The sequence below is a fragment of the Aliiroseovarius marinus genome, assembly GCF_050881025.1.
GTDB classification, from domain to species: Bacteria; Pseudomonadota; Alphaproteobacteria; order Rhodobacterales; family Rhodobacteraceae; genus Aliiroseovarius; species Aliiroseovarius marinus_A.
On record NZ_JBNNXQ010000001.1, the window covers coordinates 26,513 to 44,145 of the forward strand.

Here is a 17,633-nt window from a genome sequence, read left to right on the forward strand (position 1 = left end):
CAAAAGGTTAGAGGCAAAATGCAAGCGGGTCAACAAAGTTAACAGGTTATGAATAGATCACGAGGCCAGCCGGAAAGCCTCGCGCCGAAGGTCGCGCGGGGTGATCTTATAGACCTGCTTGAAACACTTCGTCAGGTGACCAGACGCGGCAAAACCGGTGGCCAAAGCGATTTCGGGCAGTGGCAGGCTGGTATGGGTCAAAAGCTCGCGCGCTTTTTCAACCCGAAGCAGCCGATAGATCTCGAGCGGTGTCTGACCCAGAACGGCCATGAAACGACGCTGCAACTGGCGCTGCGACACCTCCTGTTGCGCAGAGAGATCATGGATAGACCACGGCGTTTCCATGTGGCGCTCCATCAAATCCAGCGTCGAGGACACCACCACATCACCGCCCGCGCGGCGGCGCAAATCATGCGCCAGCGGGCTGCGCGGCTTTTCCGGGCTGTCATCAAGCCCGACATAGGCCGCAAGCGCGGTCGCCACGAAGGCGCCGTGACTGTCGGCGATCAGCGTCAGGATCAGCTTGACAGCCACAAGCGGGCTGATGGCGCTGTGCAGGCGCGTGTCCTGCGTGGTCAGGCGATGGTGACCCGCCGACCGCAACCCCTCTTCCTGCGCGGCAAGGGCAAAATTAGGGTGGATGGCAAGGGGCAGATCCTCTTCGTGCCCCGATCCGCATAGTAAAAACACAGCGCCCCCCACCAGCACCACCTGGCGGGACAGGTTCATCACCTGCTGCGCGCGTTGCCAGTGTTTGCGTTCCGCCAGCCAACGGTCGTGAATATTGCCCAAAAACACCACGGTCTGGCGCTGCCACAAGGCAGGATCGCCCCCCGGCCAATCGGCCAGCGTACAGATGCGCAGATCATAGCGGGCATTCTGGATCAGGTCATTTGCCGCACGAAAGAGATCGGCGATGATCTGCGCCGAAACCGCGGGCGCCCCGTCCGGCACAATAAGGGTCACACCATGCCGGGTCGGCCTGTCGTACCCTGTCACCGCTTCAAGATGCGGCTTGGGCCTGAGAGTGTCGACATAGGTCATGCAGATCTCCTTTGGCGGGTAACAGGGTGGCACAGGTCTGGTGCGCCCCGACCAGTGAACCCGGTCGGGGCGCTTGGTTTCAGGACCGGTCAGTCCTCGTCGCCATAAGCGTCCATGGGCGGACAGGTGCAGACAAGGTTGCGGTCGCCATAGGCGTTGTCGACGCGGTTCACGACGGGCCAGTATTTGTCCACGCCCAGGTTCCCCGGAGGGAAGCAGGCCTGTTCGCGGGTGTAGGGCCGGTCCCAGTCGCCCACCAGATCACGCACCGTGTGAGGGGCGTGTTTCAGCGGGTTGTTTTCCGGGTCGATCTTGCCGTCGATGATGTCCTGCGCCTCGGCGCGGATGGACAGCATGGCGTCGCAGAAACGGTCCAGCTCGGCCTTGGGTTCACTTTCGGTGGGTTCCACCATCAGCGTACCAGCCACCGGCCAGCTCATCGTGGGGGCGTGGAAGCCGCTGTCAACAAGGCGTTTAGCCACGTCATCCACGGTCACATTGCCCTCATCCGCCAGCGGGCGGGTGTCGAGGATACATTCATGCGCCACACGCCCCGTTTTGGAGGTGTAGAGAATGTTGTAACCATCCTGCAGACGCGCCGCGATGTAGTTGGCGTTCAGGATCGCGACCTTGGTGGCTTGGGTCAGACCCGCACCGCCCATCAGAAGGACGTAAGCCCAGCTGACCGGCAGGATCGAGGGCGAGCCGAAGGGCGCGGCCGACACCGGCCCCACAGCGGTGCCATATTCCGGGTGACCCGGCAGGTGCTCTTCCAGATGCGCCTTCACGCCAATCGGACCCATGCCGGGGCCACCGCCGCCATGCGGGATGCAGAAGGTCTTGTGCAGGTTAAGGTGGCTCACGTCACCGCCCACGTCGCCCGGACGGGCCAGACCGACCATGGCGTTCATATTGGCGCCGTCGATATAGACCTGACCGCCGTGATCATGGGTGATCTGGCAGACCTCTTGCACAGTTTCTTCAAAGACGCCGTGGGTCGAGGGATAGGTGATCATGCAGGCGGCCAGATGGTCCGAATGCTGCACGGCCTTGGCGCGGAAATCCTCGATGTCGATGTTGCCATCCACGTCCGATTTCACCGGCACAACCTTATAGCCCACCATCTGCGCGGTGGCCGGGTTGGTGCCATGCGCCGAGGTCGGGATCAGACAGACATTGCGGTGCCCTTCCCCGCGCGATGCGTGATAATTGCGGATGGTCAGAAGCCCCGCATATTCGCCCTGCGCGCCCGAGTTGGGCTGCTGCGAAATCGCATCATAGCCGGTGATCTGGCACAGCTTGTCGTTCAGATCGGCAATCATCTCGTGATAACCCTCGGCCTGATCTTTCGGCACGAAGGGATGCAGATTGCCAAATTCGGGCCAAGTGACCGGGATCATCTCGATCGTGGCATTCAGCTTCATGGTGCAGGAGCCCAGCGGGATCATCGCCCGGTCCAGCGCCAGATCGCGGTCGGCAAGACGGCGCATATAGCGGGTGATCTCGGCCTCGGCGCGGTTTTGGTGGAAGATCGGGTGGGTCAGATATTCGCTTTCACGCAGCGCATAGTCCGGTAGGCGATAGGCGCGGTTGGCAACACTGTCGTCTTTCTTGTCGATGCCAAACGCCCCCCAGACCGCTTCGATGGTCTCGGCGCGGGTCTGTTCGTCCAGCGAGATGCCGATCCGGTCATCCCCCACGGCGCGCAGGTTCACACCACGGGCCACGGCGGCCTCCATCACGGTTTTCTGCAGCGGACCGACCGCCACGGTGATCGTGTCAAAGAAGACCTCCGGTTCGACCGAGAAGCCAGCTTCTTCCAGACCCGCCGCCAGACGCGAGGTCTTGCGGTGCACGGACTGCGCAATGGCTTTGATGCCATCGGGGCCGTGATAGACCGCATACATCGAGGCGATGACCGCCAGAAGCGCCTGCGCGGTGCAGACGTTCGAGTTGGCTTTTTCGCGGCGGATATGCTGTTCGCGGGTCTGCAGAGCCAGACGGTAGGCCTTGTTGCCGCGCGCATCGATGGACACGCCGATGATACGGCCCGGCATGTTGCGTTTTAGCTTGTCGGTCGTGGCCATATAGGCGGCGTGCGGACCACCATAGCCCATCGGCACACCAAAGCGCTGGGTCGAGCCAACAGCGATATCCGCACCCATTTCACCGGGCGATTTCAGAAGGGCCAGCGACAGGATGTCGGCCGCCACAACGGCGATGGCCTTATGTTCATGCAAAGCCGCGATTTCATTGGTGAAATCACGCACATGACCATGGGTGCCGGGATATTGGAAGATCCCCCCAAAGACCGCGCCCGGATCCAGATCATCAGGATCGGCCACCTGCACATCAATGCCCAAAGGCGCTGCGCGGGTCTTGATCACGGCGACGGTCTGCGGGTGGCAGTTCTTGTCGACAAAGAAGGCCGCGTTATTGGCTTTCGACCGTGACCCGCGATGGGCCATGGCCATGGCTTCGGCAGCGGCGGTGGCTTCATCCAGAAGCGAGGCGTTGGCAACCTCGAGCCCGGTCATATCCGACACCATGGTCTGGAAGTTCAAAAGCGCCTCAAGACGGCCTTGCGAAATCTCGGGCTGATACGGCGTATAGGCGGTATACCACGCGGGGTTTTCCAGAATGTTGCGCAGGATCGGCGCGGGCGTGGTGGTGCCATGATACCCCTGACCAATCAGCGAGGTCAGAACCTTGTTCTTCGAGGCCACCTGTTTCATGTGGTAAAGCGCGTCACGCTCGGACATGGCAGGCCCCCAATCCAACGCCTCTTTCTGGCGGATGGCGGGCGGGACGGTAGCATCAATAAGCTCGTCCAACGTCTTGAAACCAATCACTTTCAACATATCTGCCATCTCACGCGGAGACGGGCCGATATGGCGACGGTTGGCAAAATCATAGGCTTCGTAGTCGGTCAGTTTGAAGGCCATGTCGTGATCCTTATGCGTAAGCGTGGTGGCCCGCCGGGTGGGTCCGGCGGGCGAATGATGTCATCCGATAAGGGCTTTATACCCGTCCAGGTCCATCAGATCATCAAGCTGAGACGCGTCAGCCAGCTTGACCTTGTAAATCCAGGCGTCGCCCTCTGGGCTGTCATTCAGGGCACCGGGATTTTCTTCCAGCGCGCCGTTGGCCTCGACCACTTCACCGTCTACCGGTGCATAGATTTCAGAGGCGGCTTTCACGCTTTCGATCACGCCGATCTCGTCGCCTTTTTCAAAGTCGTCGCCCGCTTCGCGCTGCTCTACGAAAACGATCTCGCCCAGCTGGTCAGCGGCGTGTTTGGTGATGCCGATGGTGGCGATGTCGCCCTCGACGGTGATCCACTCGTGATCTTCGGAATAATAGGTGGTCATGTCAGGATGCTCCCTGTCTTAGCGTTTGTAGTTTTGCTGCACGAAGGGCAGCGATACGATTTCGGCAGGCTGAGCCTTGCCGCGAATGATCAGGTTCACTTTCTCGCCAACGGCGCCGTGGCCCTTGGCGACATAGCCCATGGCGACGGGACCGCCGACCGTGGGGCCAAAGCTGCCCGAAGTGATCTCGCCGATGGTGTTGCCCTCGGCGCATTGGATTTCCACATGCTGACGGGCGGGGGCGCGGCCTTCGGGCTTGATGCCCACCAGCTTTTTCGCGGCCCCTTCAGCCAGCTCGCGCTGGATGCGCTCGGCACCCGGGAAGCCGCCTTCTTCTTTGCGGCGCTTCTGGATCGCCCAGCTCAGGCTTGCCTCGATCGGCGAGGTCGACTGGTCGATGTCGTTGCCATAGAGGCAAAGGCCAGCTTCCAGACGCAGGCTGTCGCGGGCGCCAAGGCCGGCGGGTTCGCAATCGTCATGCGCCAGGAAAGCACGGGCGACGGCCTCGGCATCCGCTTCCGGGATCGAGATCTCGTAGCCATCTTCGCCGGTGTAACCCAGACGCGAGATGCGGCAGCTGACGCCGTTGATGTCCGCGACGGTGGTTTCCATGAAGGTCAGGTCACGGGCGGCGGGGCAGAGATCGCCCACCACATCCTCGGCCTTGGGACCTTGTACGGCAACCAGCGCACGGTCGAAAATCTCGGTGACCTCAACGCCGTCCAGATTGGCGGCCATATGCGGAATGTCCTGATGACGCATCGAGGCATTCACCACCACAAAGAAGTGATCTCCGGCGTTCGAGACGATCAGGTCATCCATGATGCCGCCATCTTCGTTGGTGAAGAAGCCATAGCGCGCTTTGCCTTCCTTGAGGGTGGCATAGGCCTGCGGGCAGATGCTTTCCAGCTTCTCGCCGATACCTTCGCCCTTCAGGATCACCTGACCCATGTGGCTCACGTCAAAAAGCGCGGCTTTCTCGCGGCAGTGCTTGTGCTCGCCCATGATGCCCATCGGGTATTGGACGGGCATTTCCCAGCCGGCGAAATCCACCATCTTGCCGCCAAGTTCGACATGCAGGTCATAAAGCGGTGTGCGTTTGGGGGTGTCGGTCATGGCCGCGCCTCCTGTTGGTTTTGGGTTCTTGTTCAGTCGCGCACGACTGTCACGGTGCATCAGTCGCGCACGACTGTAACTGTACAATGCGCGTTGCGCACGACGCGGGCGAGGTTCGGGCCGATCTCGAAGTTCGGGAAGTCACCCTTGGCCGACGACATAACGATATGGTCAAAGCCTTCTTTGTGAGCGAGCTTCAGAATCTCACGGTAAACGCTGCCTTCTTCAATGTGAACCGGCACGTCACCCGCACCGCCAGCTTCAAGGATCGCTTTCACGGCGTTTGAAACATGGTCCTTGGCCCCTGCCCCATAGTTGGCAGGCAGGTTGGGCAACAGGATGATCTCGGGGATCACGGATACGGCGTGCAACTCGGCATCGTAGAACTTCGCCTGTTCCAATGCGAAAGGCAGCGCCTTTTTCCACGACCGATCATCAGTGTGATCAATGGGCAGCAGGATCTTGCGTGTCATTGTCTCTCTCCTATCAAAAGGAATTTGAGGGTCCGGGGGCGACCCGCGCCGCCCCCGGGGATCAGGTTATTCGGCAGGCGTCGTGCCGCCTTCTTCCGAAGCTCCGTTCGAGGCGAAGAATTCGCGCGTCAGCTTGAAGATGACCGGGCTGAGCAGTGCCAGAGCGATCAGGTTCGGAATGGCCATCATGGCGTTGAGCGTGTCTGCCAGAAGCCAGATGAAGCCCAGATCAGCGGTTGCGCCGAAATAGATCATCACGATCCATGCGATACGATAGACCGGCAGAACCTTGTGACCCGCCAGGAAGCCCACGCATTTCTCGCCATAGAAGGACCAGCCAAGGATGGTGGTGAAGGCAAAGATCGACAGGGCGATGGCGATCAGATAGCCACCAATGCCCGGCAGGCTGTTTTCAAAGGCCAGCGAGGTCAGGGCCGCACCGCTTTCGCCGGACGTCCACGCCCCCGACGAGATGATCGCGAGACCGGTGATCGAACAGACGATGATGGTGTCGATGAAGGTGCCCAGCATCGCAACAAGACCTTGGTTCACCGGACCTTTGGTCGAGGCCGCTGCGTGGGCAATCGGTGCCGAGCCCAGACCGGCTTCGTTCGAGAAGACACCACGTGCCACACCAAAGCGGATCGCCATCCAGACAGCCGCACCGGCAAAGCCACCTTCGGCAGCAGACGCGGTAAAGGCGTGGGTGAAGACCAGCGACAGGGCGGCGCCAATGTTGCCGATATTGATCAACAGAACCAGCAGACCGGCGACAATGTAAGCCACGGCCATGAAGGGCACCAGCTTACCGGCAACCGCGCCAATGCGGGTGATGCCACCCAGAATAACGGCTGCGGTCAGGATCATCAGAACCACGCCGGTGACCGAGGTGTTCAAACCGAAATTGGCTTCCAGCACCTGCGCCACACCATTGGCCTGCACACCGTTGCCGATGCCAAAGGCGGCAATCGCGCCGAACAGGGCAAAGGCAAAGCCCAGCCAGGCCCATTTCGCGCCCAGACCGTTCTTGATGTAATACATCGGGCCGCCCACATAGTTGCCCAGCTCGTCCTGTTCACGGTATTTCACCGCCAGAACGGCCTCGCCGTATTTGGTGGCCATGCCGACCAGAGCGGTCATCCACATCCAGAACAATGCGCCCGGACCACCAAGGAAAACGGCGGTGGCAACGCCGGCGATGTTGCCGGTGCCGATGGTGGCCGACAACGAGGTCATCAGCGCGTTGAACGGGCTGATCTGCCCCGCGCCCTGGCTGTCGCGACCCTTGAACAACAGGCCAAAGCCCATGCCCAGTTTCAGGATCGGCATTAACTTCAGGCCGACCTGCAGGAAAAAGCCGACGCCCAGAATAAGGACCAGCATCAGCGGCCCCCATACGACGCCATTGATGGCTCCGACGATGTTGTTTAACGCTTCCATGGTTTCCTCCCAATGAATGCGGCCGATATCTTCGACCTTTGCGTTTTGTTATACTCCTGGGGCAAGCGCGAGATGGCGCGCCTGCTTCAGAGCAGCAAAATCTTCGTCCGCATGGAATGATGACCGCGTGAGCGGCGTGGCCGAGACCCCAAGGAACCCCTTGGCGCGGGCGGCCTGTTCGATGCGTTCAAACTCTTCCGGTGTCCAGAACCGGTCGATCTTGTGGTGTTTGGCGGTGGGTTGCAGATATTGCCCGACAGTCAGGAAATCGACATTTGCGGCGCGCAGGTCATCCATCACCTGCCGCACCTCTTCCATGGTTTCGCCAAGACCCACCATCAGACCGGATTTGGTGAACACCGCCGGATTGGCCCGTTTGGCGTCGTCCAACAGGCGCAGCGACTGGTAGTAGCGCGCACCGGGGCGCACGGTCGGGTAAAGCCGCGGTACGGTTTCAAGGTTGTGATTGAACACATCCGGTGCCGCCGCGAACACGGCCTCTGCCGCAGCCCCTTTGCCCAAGAAATCCGGCGTCAGCACCTCGATGGTGGTGTCTGGGGTCTGATGACGCACGGCGCGAATGGTCTGGGCGATATGCTCTGCCCCGCCGTCCTCCAGATCATCGCGGTCGACCGAGGTGATCACCACATGGCGCAGTCCCAGCTTTTTCACTGCCGCCGCCACCCGGCCCGGTTCAAACGCGTCCAGCGCCTCGGGACGGCCCGTCGAGACGTTGCAAAAGCTGCAGCCACGGGTGCAAACCTCGCCCATGATCATCATGGTGGCGTGACGTTTGGACCAGCATTCGCCCACATTAGGGCACGCGGCTTCTTCGCAGACAGTGACCAGATCATGATCCCGCATCAGGCGCCGGGTCTCGTAATACTCGGCGCTCTCGATCTTTTTCTTACGAATCCACTTGGGCTTGCGCGGGATCGCCGTATCGGGCTTATGCGCTTTTTCCGGGTGGCGAAGGCGAGGGACGTTCATTTTACCTCTCTTTTCGCCAAATGGGCCGCGTTGGGGCCGCGGGTCGTGAAACAGGGCGCGCGGCTGCCGGCCACCTCAACTGTGGGTAATATGATCACCGGGGCACCGGGTACAGCTTCGATCACAACCGGGTTGAACATTTGTTTCTCCGCCCTGCAGACACATTCAGAAATGCGCACTTTGTGGAATAGTTTCCTATTCGGGATTTCTTGTTCCCTATAGGAAACTTTTGGGGAATTGGCAAGTTTTGTGTGCAGCGGGATACTTTGACAGCTATGCGAACGCCTCCTAAGCTCGTGTGCAACAACGGGAAAAACGGAGGATCGGGCTTGGAGATCGACACAAGCGGCACTTCTCAGACCACAAACGACCCGGCTGAAGCCCCTGACGGCGAAGCGATGGGGCGTATGATTCGCGAGGCACGAAAGGCCAAGGGGCTGACCTTGGAGGATACGGCACGCGCCGCCGGGATTGGCCGATCGACCCTGTCAAAGATCGAAAACAATCAAACCCGGCCAAGTTTCGAAATCATTCGCCGCCTGACCCAGACGCTGGAACTGGAAACCCCGCAGCTTTTTGTGCAGGCGCCGCAAAGCAACATCTCGGGCCGGCGTGATTATACCCCTGCTGGTGCCGGCGAGGTGAAGGATACACCGACCTATCACCACGAACTTCTGTGCAACGAGCTGACCAGCAAACGCATGCTGCCCTATATCTCGACCATCCGCGCCCGCGATGTCAGCGAGTTTGACCCCTGGGTGCGCCATGCGGGCGAGGAGTTCATGTTCGTTCTCTCGGGCGAGCTGACCCTGCATACCGAGCATTACCGCCCCTTGGTGATGAAAGCGGGCGACAGCGTGTATTACGACGCGGGCATGGGCCATTGCTGCGTCTCTTCCAGCAAGGAAGATGCGGTGGTCCTGTGGGTGTCGCTGCAGGACTAGGCGCTTACATCTAAAGCGCCAGCCCCAGCTTTCGCCCTTCGTAAAACGCATAAGGCGCCATGCGCGGGGCGACGCAATCGCCGATCTCGTGGATATTCACGCTGGCTTCGCGCAGCCCGTCACCCACCATCGAAAACGCCTCGTTCGTGGTGGCCAGCACCAGCGTGTCGGCCGCGACCTCTTCGCTGTCACCGGTCAGAAGCGAGCGTACCACGGCCCCGCCCGCGCCCCATGCGTCAATCACGCTCTCGGTGATGAAGCGCGCACCATGCCCCGCCAGAACCTGCCGCGCCCGGTGATCAGCCGTGGTTCGCGCGATCTCTTTGCCGACCATGGCATCGGGGGTGACGATGGTGACCGCGTGCCCTGCCTCGGCCAGATGCCAAGCGGTGCCGACGCCGCGCCAATTGCCACCTTCATCCAACAACACGACGCGCTTGCCGATGGGTATCTCGCGGCGCAAGACCTCTTCAACGCTGGCAACATTGCCCGTATTGATCCCCGGCATCTCGTCAAGCTCGGGGCGGAAACGCTGCCAGCCCGTGCCCGTGGGCAGAGACCCGGTGGCAACGACGATCTCGTCTGCCGAAAACTCCGCCACATCCTCGGCATCGACAAAGCGGTTCAGATGCAGGGTCACGCCCAGCCGGTCAAACTGGCGTTCATACCAGTCCAGCAATTCCAGGATCTGCCCCCGGCGCGGCTGAAGCCCGGCCAGGCGAAACTGCCCGCCGATCTGGGGGGCCGCTTCGCACAGCGTCACCTTGTGGCCGCGTTCCGCCGCGATCCGCGCGGCCTCCAGACCCGCAGGCCCCGCGCCGATCACCAGAACGGATTTCGACACCGTCGCGGGCGTGAAGGGCTCGCCGCCCCACTCCCATTCCCGCCCGACGGACGGGTTGATCAGGCAGGAAATCCAATAGTCGCGTGACCGCCGCCCCCAACACATCTGGTTGCACGAGATACAGCCGCGGATGTCGTCTTCGCGCCCTTCACCCAGTTTGCGCGCCCAATGCGGGTCCGCAATCTGGCCGCGCACGATCGAGACCATATCCGCCTGCCCCGCCTTCAGCACATCACGCGCATTCTCGGGCGTGCGGATCTGGCTTTCGCTTTGCACCTTCGCCGTGACCAGCCGCGCCTTCAGCCGCGCGGTCACATCCACCGACAGCTTTTCGCCATAGACAAAGCTGGGCATGACCTTGTCAAACTCCACATAGCTGCCGGTGCCGCAGGTCACATAATCCAACTGCCCGGTGGCGTCATGGGCGGCGGCGATCTCGACCAACTCGTCGATGCTCAGACCCAAGGGATCATTGGGGGCCACGCTGATGGACAGGCCGATGATGAAATCATTGCCACAGGCGGTGCGAATGCCGTCCTGAATGCGCAGCCCGAACCGCAACCGGTTTTCAAACGCCCCGCCCCACTGGTCCTCGCGGCGGTTCGATGACGGGCGCCAGAACTGCTCGATCAGCGAATGATAGGCCGCCCAAATCTCGACCCCGTCAAACCCCGCCTGCTGACAGCGCCGCGCGGCATCCACGAACCCCATGATCTGCGCCTCGATCTCGTCTTCGCGCATCGCGTGACTGCCATCACTGTCGTGATAGCTGGGCTGGCCCGAAGGCGACATATTGGGGGCATAGGACAGGTCCGCATCGCCGTGTTGCCCGATATGATAGAGCTGCTGGATCATCACGGCGCCCTCAGCCTTGCAGGCCTCGGTGATACGCTGAAAACCGGGGATCACGGCGTCATCCGCCGGGCGAAAGTTGCCACGGGTCAGAACGGCGGTCGGGTCGGTGGGCATCGGCTCGACCACGATCATACCCGCGCCGCCGCGCGCGCGTTCAAGGTAATAGGCCAGATGCTGATCTGCTGGCAGCCCCAACCGGGACATATTGGCGGTATGAGCCCCAAAAACGATGCGATTGCGCAAGGTGCAGTGGCGCAGTTTCAGTGGTTCAAGCAATCCCTGCCCCATTCCCATTCTCCATCGGTCACATCGATCAAATTCAGGCAATCTTGATCCGCGCGCAATCAGTTGGCAAGCAGGGATATTCATGCCATCGTGGCGCCGGGCGCGGAAGGTCCGCTCGCGTTACGACGCCCCCCCGGCGCCCTGCCACACATAGAAACTGCCCCCTGACAGGAGACGGGATATGACCACAAACACGTCCCCCGCACGCGGATTTGACACGGCGGAATTCCAATCCCGCACCGAAAAGGCGCAGGCCGAAATGGCCGCGCAGAACCTGTCGGGGCTGCTGTTAATGACCGAACCCGAGCTGCGCTATTTCACCGGTTTCCAGACATTGTTTTGGCAAAGCCCCACAAGGCCGTGGTTCGTCTTTCTGCCCGCCACCGGCAAACCCATCGCGGTGATCCCTGAAATCGGCGCGGCCCTGATGCGCCAGACATGGGTCGAGGACGTCCGTACCTGGGCCGCCCCCGCGCCCGAGGATGACGGGATCAGCCTTTTGACCGAGCTGCTGGCCCCGCTGGCCCACAAAGGCGCGCGCATTGGTGTGATGAAAGGCCATGAGACCATGCTGCGCATGCCGTTGGGCGATTGGGAGCGTCTGATCACCGCCCTGCCCGGTCTTGAAATCTCAGACGCCACCGGGCTTGTGCAAGGGCTGCGCATGGTCAAAAGCCCCGCCGAGATCGAGAAGCATTCCCATATCTGCGCCATCGGCTCGGCGGCCTTTGGCACGGTTCCCGATTTGGTGCAAATGGGCCAACCGCTGGAAGAGGTGTTTCGCGCCTTTCGCCTGTCCGCCATCGGGCTGGGGGCGGATGATGCGCCCTATCTGGTGGGCGGGGCCGATCAGGGCGGCTATGCGGATGTGATCTCGCCCCCGTCGCGCCGCCCGCTTCAGGCGGGCGATGTCCTGATGCTGGACACGGGCTGCACATGGGACGGGTATTTCTGCGATTTCGACCGCAACTGGGCGATTGGGCGCGCGGATGACAGCGCGCGGCGCGCCTATGACGTCTTGTGGCGTGCGACCGAAGCGGGGATCGCCGCCGCCAAGCCCGGCAACACCTGCCGCGACCTTTTTAACGCCATGTCAGGCGTGATCGCCGAGATGGACAGCTCTGGTGGAGACATTGGCCGTCTGGGCCACGGGCTTGGCATGCAACTGACCGAACAACCCTCACATGCCGCTTTTGACACCACCGAGCTCAAAGAAAACATGGTGCTGACGCTGGAGCCATCGCTGTCTTACGGCGACGGGCTGATGATGGTGCATGAGGAAAACATCGTGATCCGTGACGGCGGTGCGGCGCTTCTGACCACGCGCGCCGCGCCGGAGCTGCCCGTGATCTGCGCTTGATCCGCGCGTAATCTGTGCCGGAATTGCAAAGAAGAGGCGCGCTATAAAGCGCCCTCTGCCTCCAGCACTTTGCGCGCCGCGCGGAAACATTCCAACGCCTGCGGCACGCCACAATAGATGCCGATCACATGGATGATGGCGCGAATTTCCTCGGGGCTGACCCCATTGTTCAGCGCGCCGCGGCAGTGCAATTCCCATTCATGCATCTTGCCCAAGGCACCGATCATCGACAGGTTCATCATCGACCGCGTCTTGGCGTCGATCACCTCGTCCCCCCAGCCAAACCCCCAGCACCAGGCGGTCATCGCCTCTTGAAAAGGGCGGGTAAATTCATCGGCAGCGGCCAGGTTCTTTTCGACATACTCCGCGCCCAGCGTGGCCTTGCGTTGGTCAAGCCCCTTCAGGAACAGGTCTTCATCAAAACTCATCGCGAAACTCCCCGGTGGTGATCTGCCGGATTTTTCCGGCCTGTCACTGTGCATAGCCCGATTTTCAGGCCGGGCCAAACAGGGAATGCGCCCCCCTACAGGCGCATGCGCGGCACGTCGTGGGGATCAAGACGCAGCTCGATCAACACCGGGCCTTTGCGGGCCTCAAGCCCGGACAGAGCGGCCTCGAGCTCGGCGTCATTGCGCACCTCGACCCCCTGCCCGCCCAGCGAGGTCGCAACCTCGGCAAAAGACGGCCAGTGGAACTCGGTCAGGCTGGGGTCCATCTTGCGATCCAGAAACTGGATGTGTTCAGCCCCATAGGCGCTGTCATTGGCCACGATCACAATCAGGTCCAGCCCCAGACGCACCGCCGTGTTAAACTCGTTGATCCCGCCCATCATGAAGCCGCCATCCCCGGTGAACAGCACAACCGGGCGGTCGGGTGCGGCCACACCTGCGCCCACGGCCTCTTGCAGCCCCTGCCCGATGGCCCCGAAATTCGCTGTCACAACAAAGCTTTGCGGATCGGGGGCCGAGAGGCGACACCAGACCTCGGTCATGAAACGCCCGCCATCGGTGACCAGCACGCGGTCTTTGGGCAGCGCCTCTTCCAGCCGCTCCAGCGCGCGCACATAGTTGATGCAGCCCTCGGCGGTGCGATCGGGCGGCATCGGGTGGGCGGTCAGCGCCTTGGTGTCCAGATCACGGGTGAAGCCGCTGGGGGGCACTTCGGCCGCGTCCAGCCAGTAAAGGATGGTCTCGGCCGTCAGACCGGCATCCGCGACCAAAGCGGCATCCGGGTGCAGCCCGCCGCCGATGGCGGTGGGGGTGACATCCACCTGCACGATGCGCTTGCCCGCCATCAGCTTGCCCTTGTCGGTGGTGAAATCATTCAGGCCGGTGCCAAAGCAAATGATACAATCGGTCTGGTCGATCAGTTCATAAGCTGCCGGGGTCGACAGGGTACCGAAAATGTCGATGTCATAGGGGTGGCCGGTAAACAGGTTCTTGGCCTTGAGCGTGGTGGTCAAAGGCGCCTCAAGCCGGTCGGCCAGCCGGATCAGCTCGTCACGCGCACCAATCGCGCCACCGCCGGCTAGGATCATCGGGCGCCGGGCCGAGGCGATCATGCCGATCGCATTGTCCAGCGCGTCCCCTTCGGCCACGCCACCGGGGGTGGTAAACACATCCAGCACCTGCGCGCTGTGGGGGGCCTGTTCCCACATGAAATCGGCGGGCATGTTCAGAACCACCGGGCGACGTTCCACCTGCGCACGGTAGAAGGCACGCGCCACGTCTTTGCCAACCGTGTCTGGGCTGCGCAGCTGTTCAAACCCCGCGCCTGCAGCTTTCACCACCTCGCGCTGGTCAATCCCCTGCAGATGGCGCGGGTTGGACACCGGCGTGTCCCCCGCCAGCAGCACCAAAGGCAGCTGCGAACGCACGCCTTCGGTCAGGGCGGTCATACAGTTGGTCAGCGCAGGCCCGTGAGTCACGGTTGCCACGCCAACCCGCCCGGCCACATGGGCGTAGGCCAACGCCATCAGAACCGCGCTGCCCTCATGCGCGACGGGAACAAACCGGCCCTGCCCTTCGCGCACGAAACTGTCCACCATGAAAAGATTGGCATCCCCCATCAACCCGAACATCGTATCTGCGCCATTGTCCACGACGGCTTGGGCGATGTTCTGATAGACATGAGTTTCGGCGGTTTTTGCGCTCATGGTGGCGGTCTCCAGTAAGAAACGATGCGAATTGCTTCACATGTTATAACAAAGGAGCCGTACGGATTTTACGCAAATCGCGTCCTGCGGGTGCGTTCTTTGCGCAAAATCCGCACCACTGACCTAAATCACGCCCGCTTCACGCACAAACCAGAGTACTGCGCGCGTTCGCCGCCTACAGGAAGCTCTGAATCAGCTTCGCCACTTCGCGACGCCGGGTGAACATCAAAAGATGCCCATCCGGAAAGGTCTTCAGCCGGGCATTCTTGATTTTATGCGCCAACAGCACCTGATTGGCCAAGGGGATCAGCGCATCGAACTGGCCCGCAAGGATCAGCGTGGGTTGCGTAAGCTCTGACAACCACGGCAGGCTGGTCCAGTTGCACATGGCGCGCACTTGGGTGAAATAGCCTTGCGCGCTGGGGCGCAGGGCATGGGCCGAGTATTCCTTGAACTGTTCAGGCTTCAGCACCACCTCGCCGCCATACATCCACGGGCCGATGAAATTGCCATAAGCCTTGTTGGTGAAGCGCATGGGGAACATGATCTCGGTCAGGGCAAGCGGCGTGCCCCACCAGCTGCCGATCCCCCCGGCAGAGGCAATGGCCAGCACCAGTTTATTCACCCGGTCAGGCGCGTTTCGGGTGATCTGCTGGGCCAGCGCCCCACCCCATGAAATACCAAGAAGATCAAAGTTTTCCACGCCGACCTTATCCATAAACTCCAGCGCAAGATCCGCGTAGTCGGGAATGGCTTCCATGCCCTCGTTCCATTCGGACTTGCCAACGCCCGGCATGTCGAAGGCAAGGATCGTACGGTCACAAAACTCCTCGATCAGAGGCAACAGGATTTCCAGCGACTGGCCCAAGCCGTTGCAGATCAACAAAGGCAGAGCCTCGCCTTCTGCGCGCTTGATCAGATAGCGCAGCTTGCGGCCCTGAACCTCGATCGCGTCCATCTCGACCTCACTCATCACACCCGTATCCAACATACTCATTTACCTTCCACAACATAGGTTCCCGGCGCCGCTTCCATCGGCTTGAAGGTCTTATTGCCCAGGCTGCGCGGTTTTGCACGCTCCCCGCCCGGATTGCTGGCCTCGAGCCAATCCAGCCAATGCGGCCACCAGCTGCCCTCGGTCTCGGATGCTGACCCAAGCCAGCCATCTGCATCACCCGTGCGCTCCCCATCCGTCCAGAACCGTTTGCGGTTGCGCACCGGATGATTGATCACCGTGCCCGAGACATGTCCCCCGGTGGTCACCACAAACTCAGCGGGACCGGACACCAAGGGCAGCGCCGAATAGGACCCTTTCCACGGCACGATATGATCGCCATCCGCGGCCAGGAAATAGCACGGCATGTCAATATTGCGCGTGTCCACCGGACGGCCAAGCAAGGTCAAAGCGCCGGGCTCTTTCAGCTTGTCGGCCATATACATCTCTTCAATGTAATACTTGTACCACTTGGCAGGCAGGTCCGAGGTATCCGCGTTCCAATAAAGCACGTCAAAGGGCGCAGGCTGCTTGCCCATCAGGTAGTTTGAGATCACGAAATTCCAAATGCTTTCATTGACGTGCAGCATTGCCATTGCATTGGCGATGTCACGTCCCGGCACCACTTTCTCGGCCTGAAGGCGCATGTCATAGGCGGCGTTCTGACCGTCATCCATGAACACTTTCACCTGACCCGGGTCCTCGAAACTGATCAGAGACGACAGGAAGGTGGCCGATCCCACCAGCGCTTTCAGATCGTCAGGCAGCACCGCCAGCGCCGCCAGCAACATGGTGCCGCCGTTACACCAGCCCAGCATGTCCACATCATTGGATTTCGAGATTGCCGAGGTGACTTTGAGCGCTTCATAAATGCCATCGCGGATATATTCATCCCAACCATTCTGCGCCTGATGCGGCTCAGGGTTGCGCCACGAGATCATGTAAACGGCCTGCCCCTGCTCCAGCAGGTAGCGCACCATCGACTTCTTTTCATTGAGGTCAAAAATATAGAATTTGTTCACGCAGGGCGGCACGATCAGGATCGGGTTGCCGCGTTGTTTGGCCGTCATCGGCGCGTATTGGATCACCTCGATCAGCTCGTTGCGGAACACCACCGCGCCGGGCGTGGTGCCAAGGTTGCCGCCCACCTCGAACGCGTCTTCATCCGTGGTGCTGATATAGCCCTTTTCAAGGTCCGCCAGAAGGTTCTGAAACCCTTCGACAAGGCTTTGCCCGCCCGTGTCCTGCGCCAGTTTCATCACCTCGGGATTGGTCATGGCAAAGTTTGTGGGCGCGATATTGTCGGCCGCGATGCGAGCATAAAAGCTCAGCTTGTTCTGTTCGTGATCGGGAAGACCTGCATTGTCCGCCAGATCGGTCATTGCCTTGGCGGTCAGCTCATAGGACTGACGCATCAGGGGAAACAGCCCTTCATTCCAGCTGTCCGCCTTGAAACGGTGATCCTTGCTGGGTTCGGCCTCGGTCGAGCCCTTCACCATCGCGCCCAGCCAGACCGAGGCCATATCGCTTTGATATTTCAGCCAGGTATTGGTCCAGCGCGCCATCGGGTGATCCCCATCGGCAGAGATCGCCTCGAAGCTTTTGAAGAAGTCCTGCGAAATGTCGTGCAGCTTGGCGGCGTCAAAGCCGGAAAACACCGGGTGGGATTCCATCGCGTCCTGAAACATCTTCTGGATCTCGTTGATCTGATCGTTGTGCATCTCTGTCCCCTTCGCTCTGTCCAAGCCAAAACAGGCCGGCC

14 protein-coding genes are annotated in these 17,633 nt (G+C 61.0%); 2 read left to right on the top strand and 12 right to left on the bottom strand.

Translation table 11 applies throughout. The features are described 5' to 3' along the window. Positions 1 to 57 precede the first annotated feature (57 nt). The 7 genes from ACRY08_RS00075 to lipA all read right to left on the bottom strand — a co-directional run bounded on the left by ACRY08_RS00075 (position 58) and on the right by lipA (position 8,434). Entirely contained in the window at positions 58 to 1,044 is a 987-nt protein-coding gene (locus ACRY08_RS00075; RefSeq protein WP_432447774.1) for a helix-turn-helix domain-containing protein, read from the bottom strand. Between the two features lie 89 nt (positions 1,045 to 1,133). Beyond that, positions 1,134 to 3,989, bottom strand: coding sequence for an aminomethyl-transferring glycine dehydrogenase (gene gcvP, locus ACRY08_RS00080; RefSeq protein ID WP_432447775.1), 2,856 nt, complete (start codon positions 3,987 to 3,989; stop codon positions 1,134 to 1,136). Between the two features lie 60 nt (positions 3,990 to 4,049). After that, positions 4,050 to 4,415 carry a glycine cleavage system protein GcvH gene (gene gcvH / locus ACRY08_RS00085; RefSeq protein WP_432447776.1) on the bottom strand — a complete coding sequence of 122 codons (366 nt, stop codon included), beginning with the start codon at positions 4,413 to 4,415 and terminating at the stop codon, positions 4,050 to 4,052. Between the two features lie 18 nt (positions 4,416 to 4,433). Further along, the gene (gene gcvT, locus ACRY08_RS00090; RefSeq protein ID WP_432447777.1) at positions 4,434 to 5,531 is read right to left on the bottom strand and encodes a glycine cleavage system aminomethyltransferase GcvT; all 1,098 of its coding nucleotides are present in this window, start codon (positions 5,529 to 5,531) and stop codon (positions 4,434 to 4,436) included. Between the two features lie 59 nt (positions 5,532 to 5,590). Continuing rightward, positions 5,591 to 6,004: a universal stress protein gene (locus tag ACRY08_RS00095; RefSeq protein WP_432447778.1), complete on the bottom strand. Its 414-nt coding sequence runs from the start codon at positions 6,002 to 6,004 to the stop codon at positions 5,591 to 5,593. Positions 6,005 to 6,070: 66 nt separating this feature from the next. Next, entirely contained in the window at positions 6,071 to 7,444 is a 1,374-nt protein-coding gene (locus ACRY08_RS00100; protein ID WP_432447779.1) for an alanine/glycine:cation symporter family protein, read from the bottom strand. A 48-nt stretch (positions 7,445 to 7,492) separates the two neighbouring features. Continuing rightward, positions 7,493 to 8,434: a lipoyl synthase gene (lipA, locus tag ACRY08_RS00105; protein WP_432447780.1), complete on the bottom strand. Its 942-nt coding sequence runs from the start codon at positions 8,432 to 8,434 to the stop codon at positions 7,493 to 7,495. A 407-nt stretch (positions 8,435 to 8,841) separates the two neighbouring features. Between lipA and ACRY08_RS00110 the strand changes: the two genes are divergently transcribed. Further along, positions 8,842 to 9,378, top strand: coding sequence for a helix-turn-helix domain-containing protein (locus ACRY08_RS00110; RefSeq protein WP_432448820.1), 537 nt, complete (start codon positions 8,842 to 8,844; stop codon positions 9,376 to 9,378). A gap of 10 nt (positions 9,379 to 9,388) precedes the next feature. Here the strand turns inward: ACRY08_RS00110 and ACRY08_RS00115 are convergent, their stop codons facing one another. Beyond that, complete coding sequence (locus tag ACRY08_RS00115; RefSeq protein WP_432447781.1) at positions 9,389 to 11,365, bottom strand: FAD-dependent oxidoreductase; 1,977 nt, start codon at positions 11,363 to 11,365, stop codon at positions 9,389 to 9,391. A gap of 178 nt (positions 11,366 to 11,543) precedes the next feature. Here ACRY08_RS00115 and ACRY08_RS00120 point away from each other — a divergent pair, with 178 nt between their 5' ends. Beyond that, a complete protein-coding gene (locus ACRY08_RS00120; RefSeq protein ID WP_432447782.1) occupies positions 11,544 to 12,722 on the top strand; it encodes a M24 family metallopeptidase in 1,179 nt (392 codons plus the stop codon). Positions 12,723 to 12,763: 41 nt separating this feature from the next. On the opposite strand, the gene ACRY08_RS00125 is transcribed toward ACRY08_RS00120, so the two are convergent. The 4 genes from ACRY08_RS00125 to ACRY08_RS00140 all read right to left on the bottom strand — a co-directional run bounded on the left by ACRY08_RS00125 (position 12,764) and on the right by ACRY08_RS00140 (position 17,592). Next, positions 12,764 to 13,150: a carboxymuconolactone decarboxylase family protein gene (locus tag ACRY08_RS00125; RefSeq protein WP_432447783.1), complete on the bottom strand. Its 387-nt coding sequence runs from the start codon at positions 13,148 to 13,150 to the stop codon at positions 12,764 to 12,766. A 95-nt stretch (positions 13,151 to 13,245) separates the two neighbouring features. Continuing rightward, complete coding sequence (locus ACRY08_RS00130) at positions 13,246 to 14,877, bottom strand: thiamine pyrophosphate-binding protein (protein ID WP_432447784.1); 1,632 nt, start codon at positions 14,875 to 14,877, stop codon at positions 13,246 to 13,248. A 175-nt stretch (positions 14,878 to 15,052) separates the two neighbouring features. Then, complete coding sequence (locus ACRY08_RS00135) at positions 15,053 to 15,874, bottom strand: alpha/beta fold hydrolase (RefSeq protein ID WP_432447785.1); 822 nt, start codon at positions 15,872 to 15,874, stop codon at positions 15,053 to 15,055. Then, positions 15,871 to 17,592 carry a PHA/PHB synthase family protein gene (locus ACRY08_RS00140; RefSeq protein ID WP_432447786.1) on the bottom strand — a complete coding sequence of 574 codons (1,722 nt, stop codon included), beginning with the start codon at positions 17,590 to 17,592 and terminating at the stop codon, positions 15,871 to 15,873. Before ACRY08_RS00140 ends, ACRY08_RS00135 begins: the two co-directional genes overlap by 4 nt. Positions 17,593 to 17,633: the final 41 nt, after the last annotated feature.

Bases quoted from the DNA above. Each gene is read 5' to 3' on its own strand.
- ACRY08_RS00075 (WP_432447774.1), bottom strand. From the start codon at position 1,044: ATGACCTATGTCGACACTCTCAGGCCCAAGCCGCATCTTGAAGCGGTG.
- gcvP (WP_432447775.1), bottom strand. From the start codon at position 3,989: ATGGCCTTCAAACTGACCGACTACGAAGCCTATGATTTTGCCAACCGT.
- gcvH (WP_432447776.1), bottom strand. From the start codon at position 4,415: ATGACCACCTATTATTCCGAAGATCACGAGTGGATCACCGTCGAGGGC.
- gcvT (WP_432447777.1), bottom strand. From the start codon at position 5,531: ATGACCGACACCCCCAAACGCACACCGCTTTATGACCTGCATGTCGAA.
- ACRY08_RS00095 (WP_432447778.1), bottom strand. From the start codon at position 6,004: ATGACACGCAAGATCCTGCTGCCCATTGATCACACTGATGATCGGTCG.
- ACRY08_RS00100 (WP_432447779.1), bottom strand. From the start codon at position 7,444: ATGGAAGCGTTAAACAACATCGTCGGAGCCATCAATGGCGTCGTATGG.
- lipA (WP_432447780.1), bottom strand. From the start codon at position 8,434: ATGAACGTCCCTCGCCTTCGCCACCCGGAAAAAGCGCATAAGCCCGAT.
- ACRY08_RS00110 (WP_432448820.1), top strand. From the start codon at position 8,842: ATGATTCGCGAGGCACGAAAGGCCAAGGGGCTGACCTTGGAGGATACG.
- ACRY08_RS00115 (WP_432447781.1), bottom strand. From the start codon at position 11,365: ATGGGGCAGGGATTGCTTGAACCACTGAAACTGCGCCACTGCACCTTG.
- ACRY08_RS00120 (WP_432447782.1), top strand. From the start codon at position 11,544: ATGACCACAAACACGTCCCCCGCACGCGGATTTGACACGGCGGAATTC.
- ACRY08_RS00125 (WP_432447783.1), bottom strand. From the start codon at position 13,150: ATGAGTTTTGATGAAGACCTGTTCCTGAAGGGGCTTGACCAACGCAAG.
- ACRY08_RS00130 (WP_432447784.1), bottom strand. From the start codon at position 14,877: ATGAGCGCAAAAACCGCCGAAACTCATGTCTATCAGAACATCGCCCAA.
- ACRY08_RS00135 (WP_432447785.1), bottom strand. From the start codon at position 15,874: ATGAGTATGTTGGATACGGGTGTGATGAGTGAGGTCGAGATGGACGCG.
- ACRY08_RS00140 (WP_432447786.1), bottom strand. From the start codon at position 17,592: ATGCACAACGATCAGATCAACGAGATCCAGAAGATGTTTCAGGACGCG.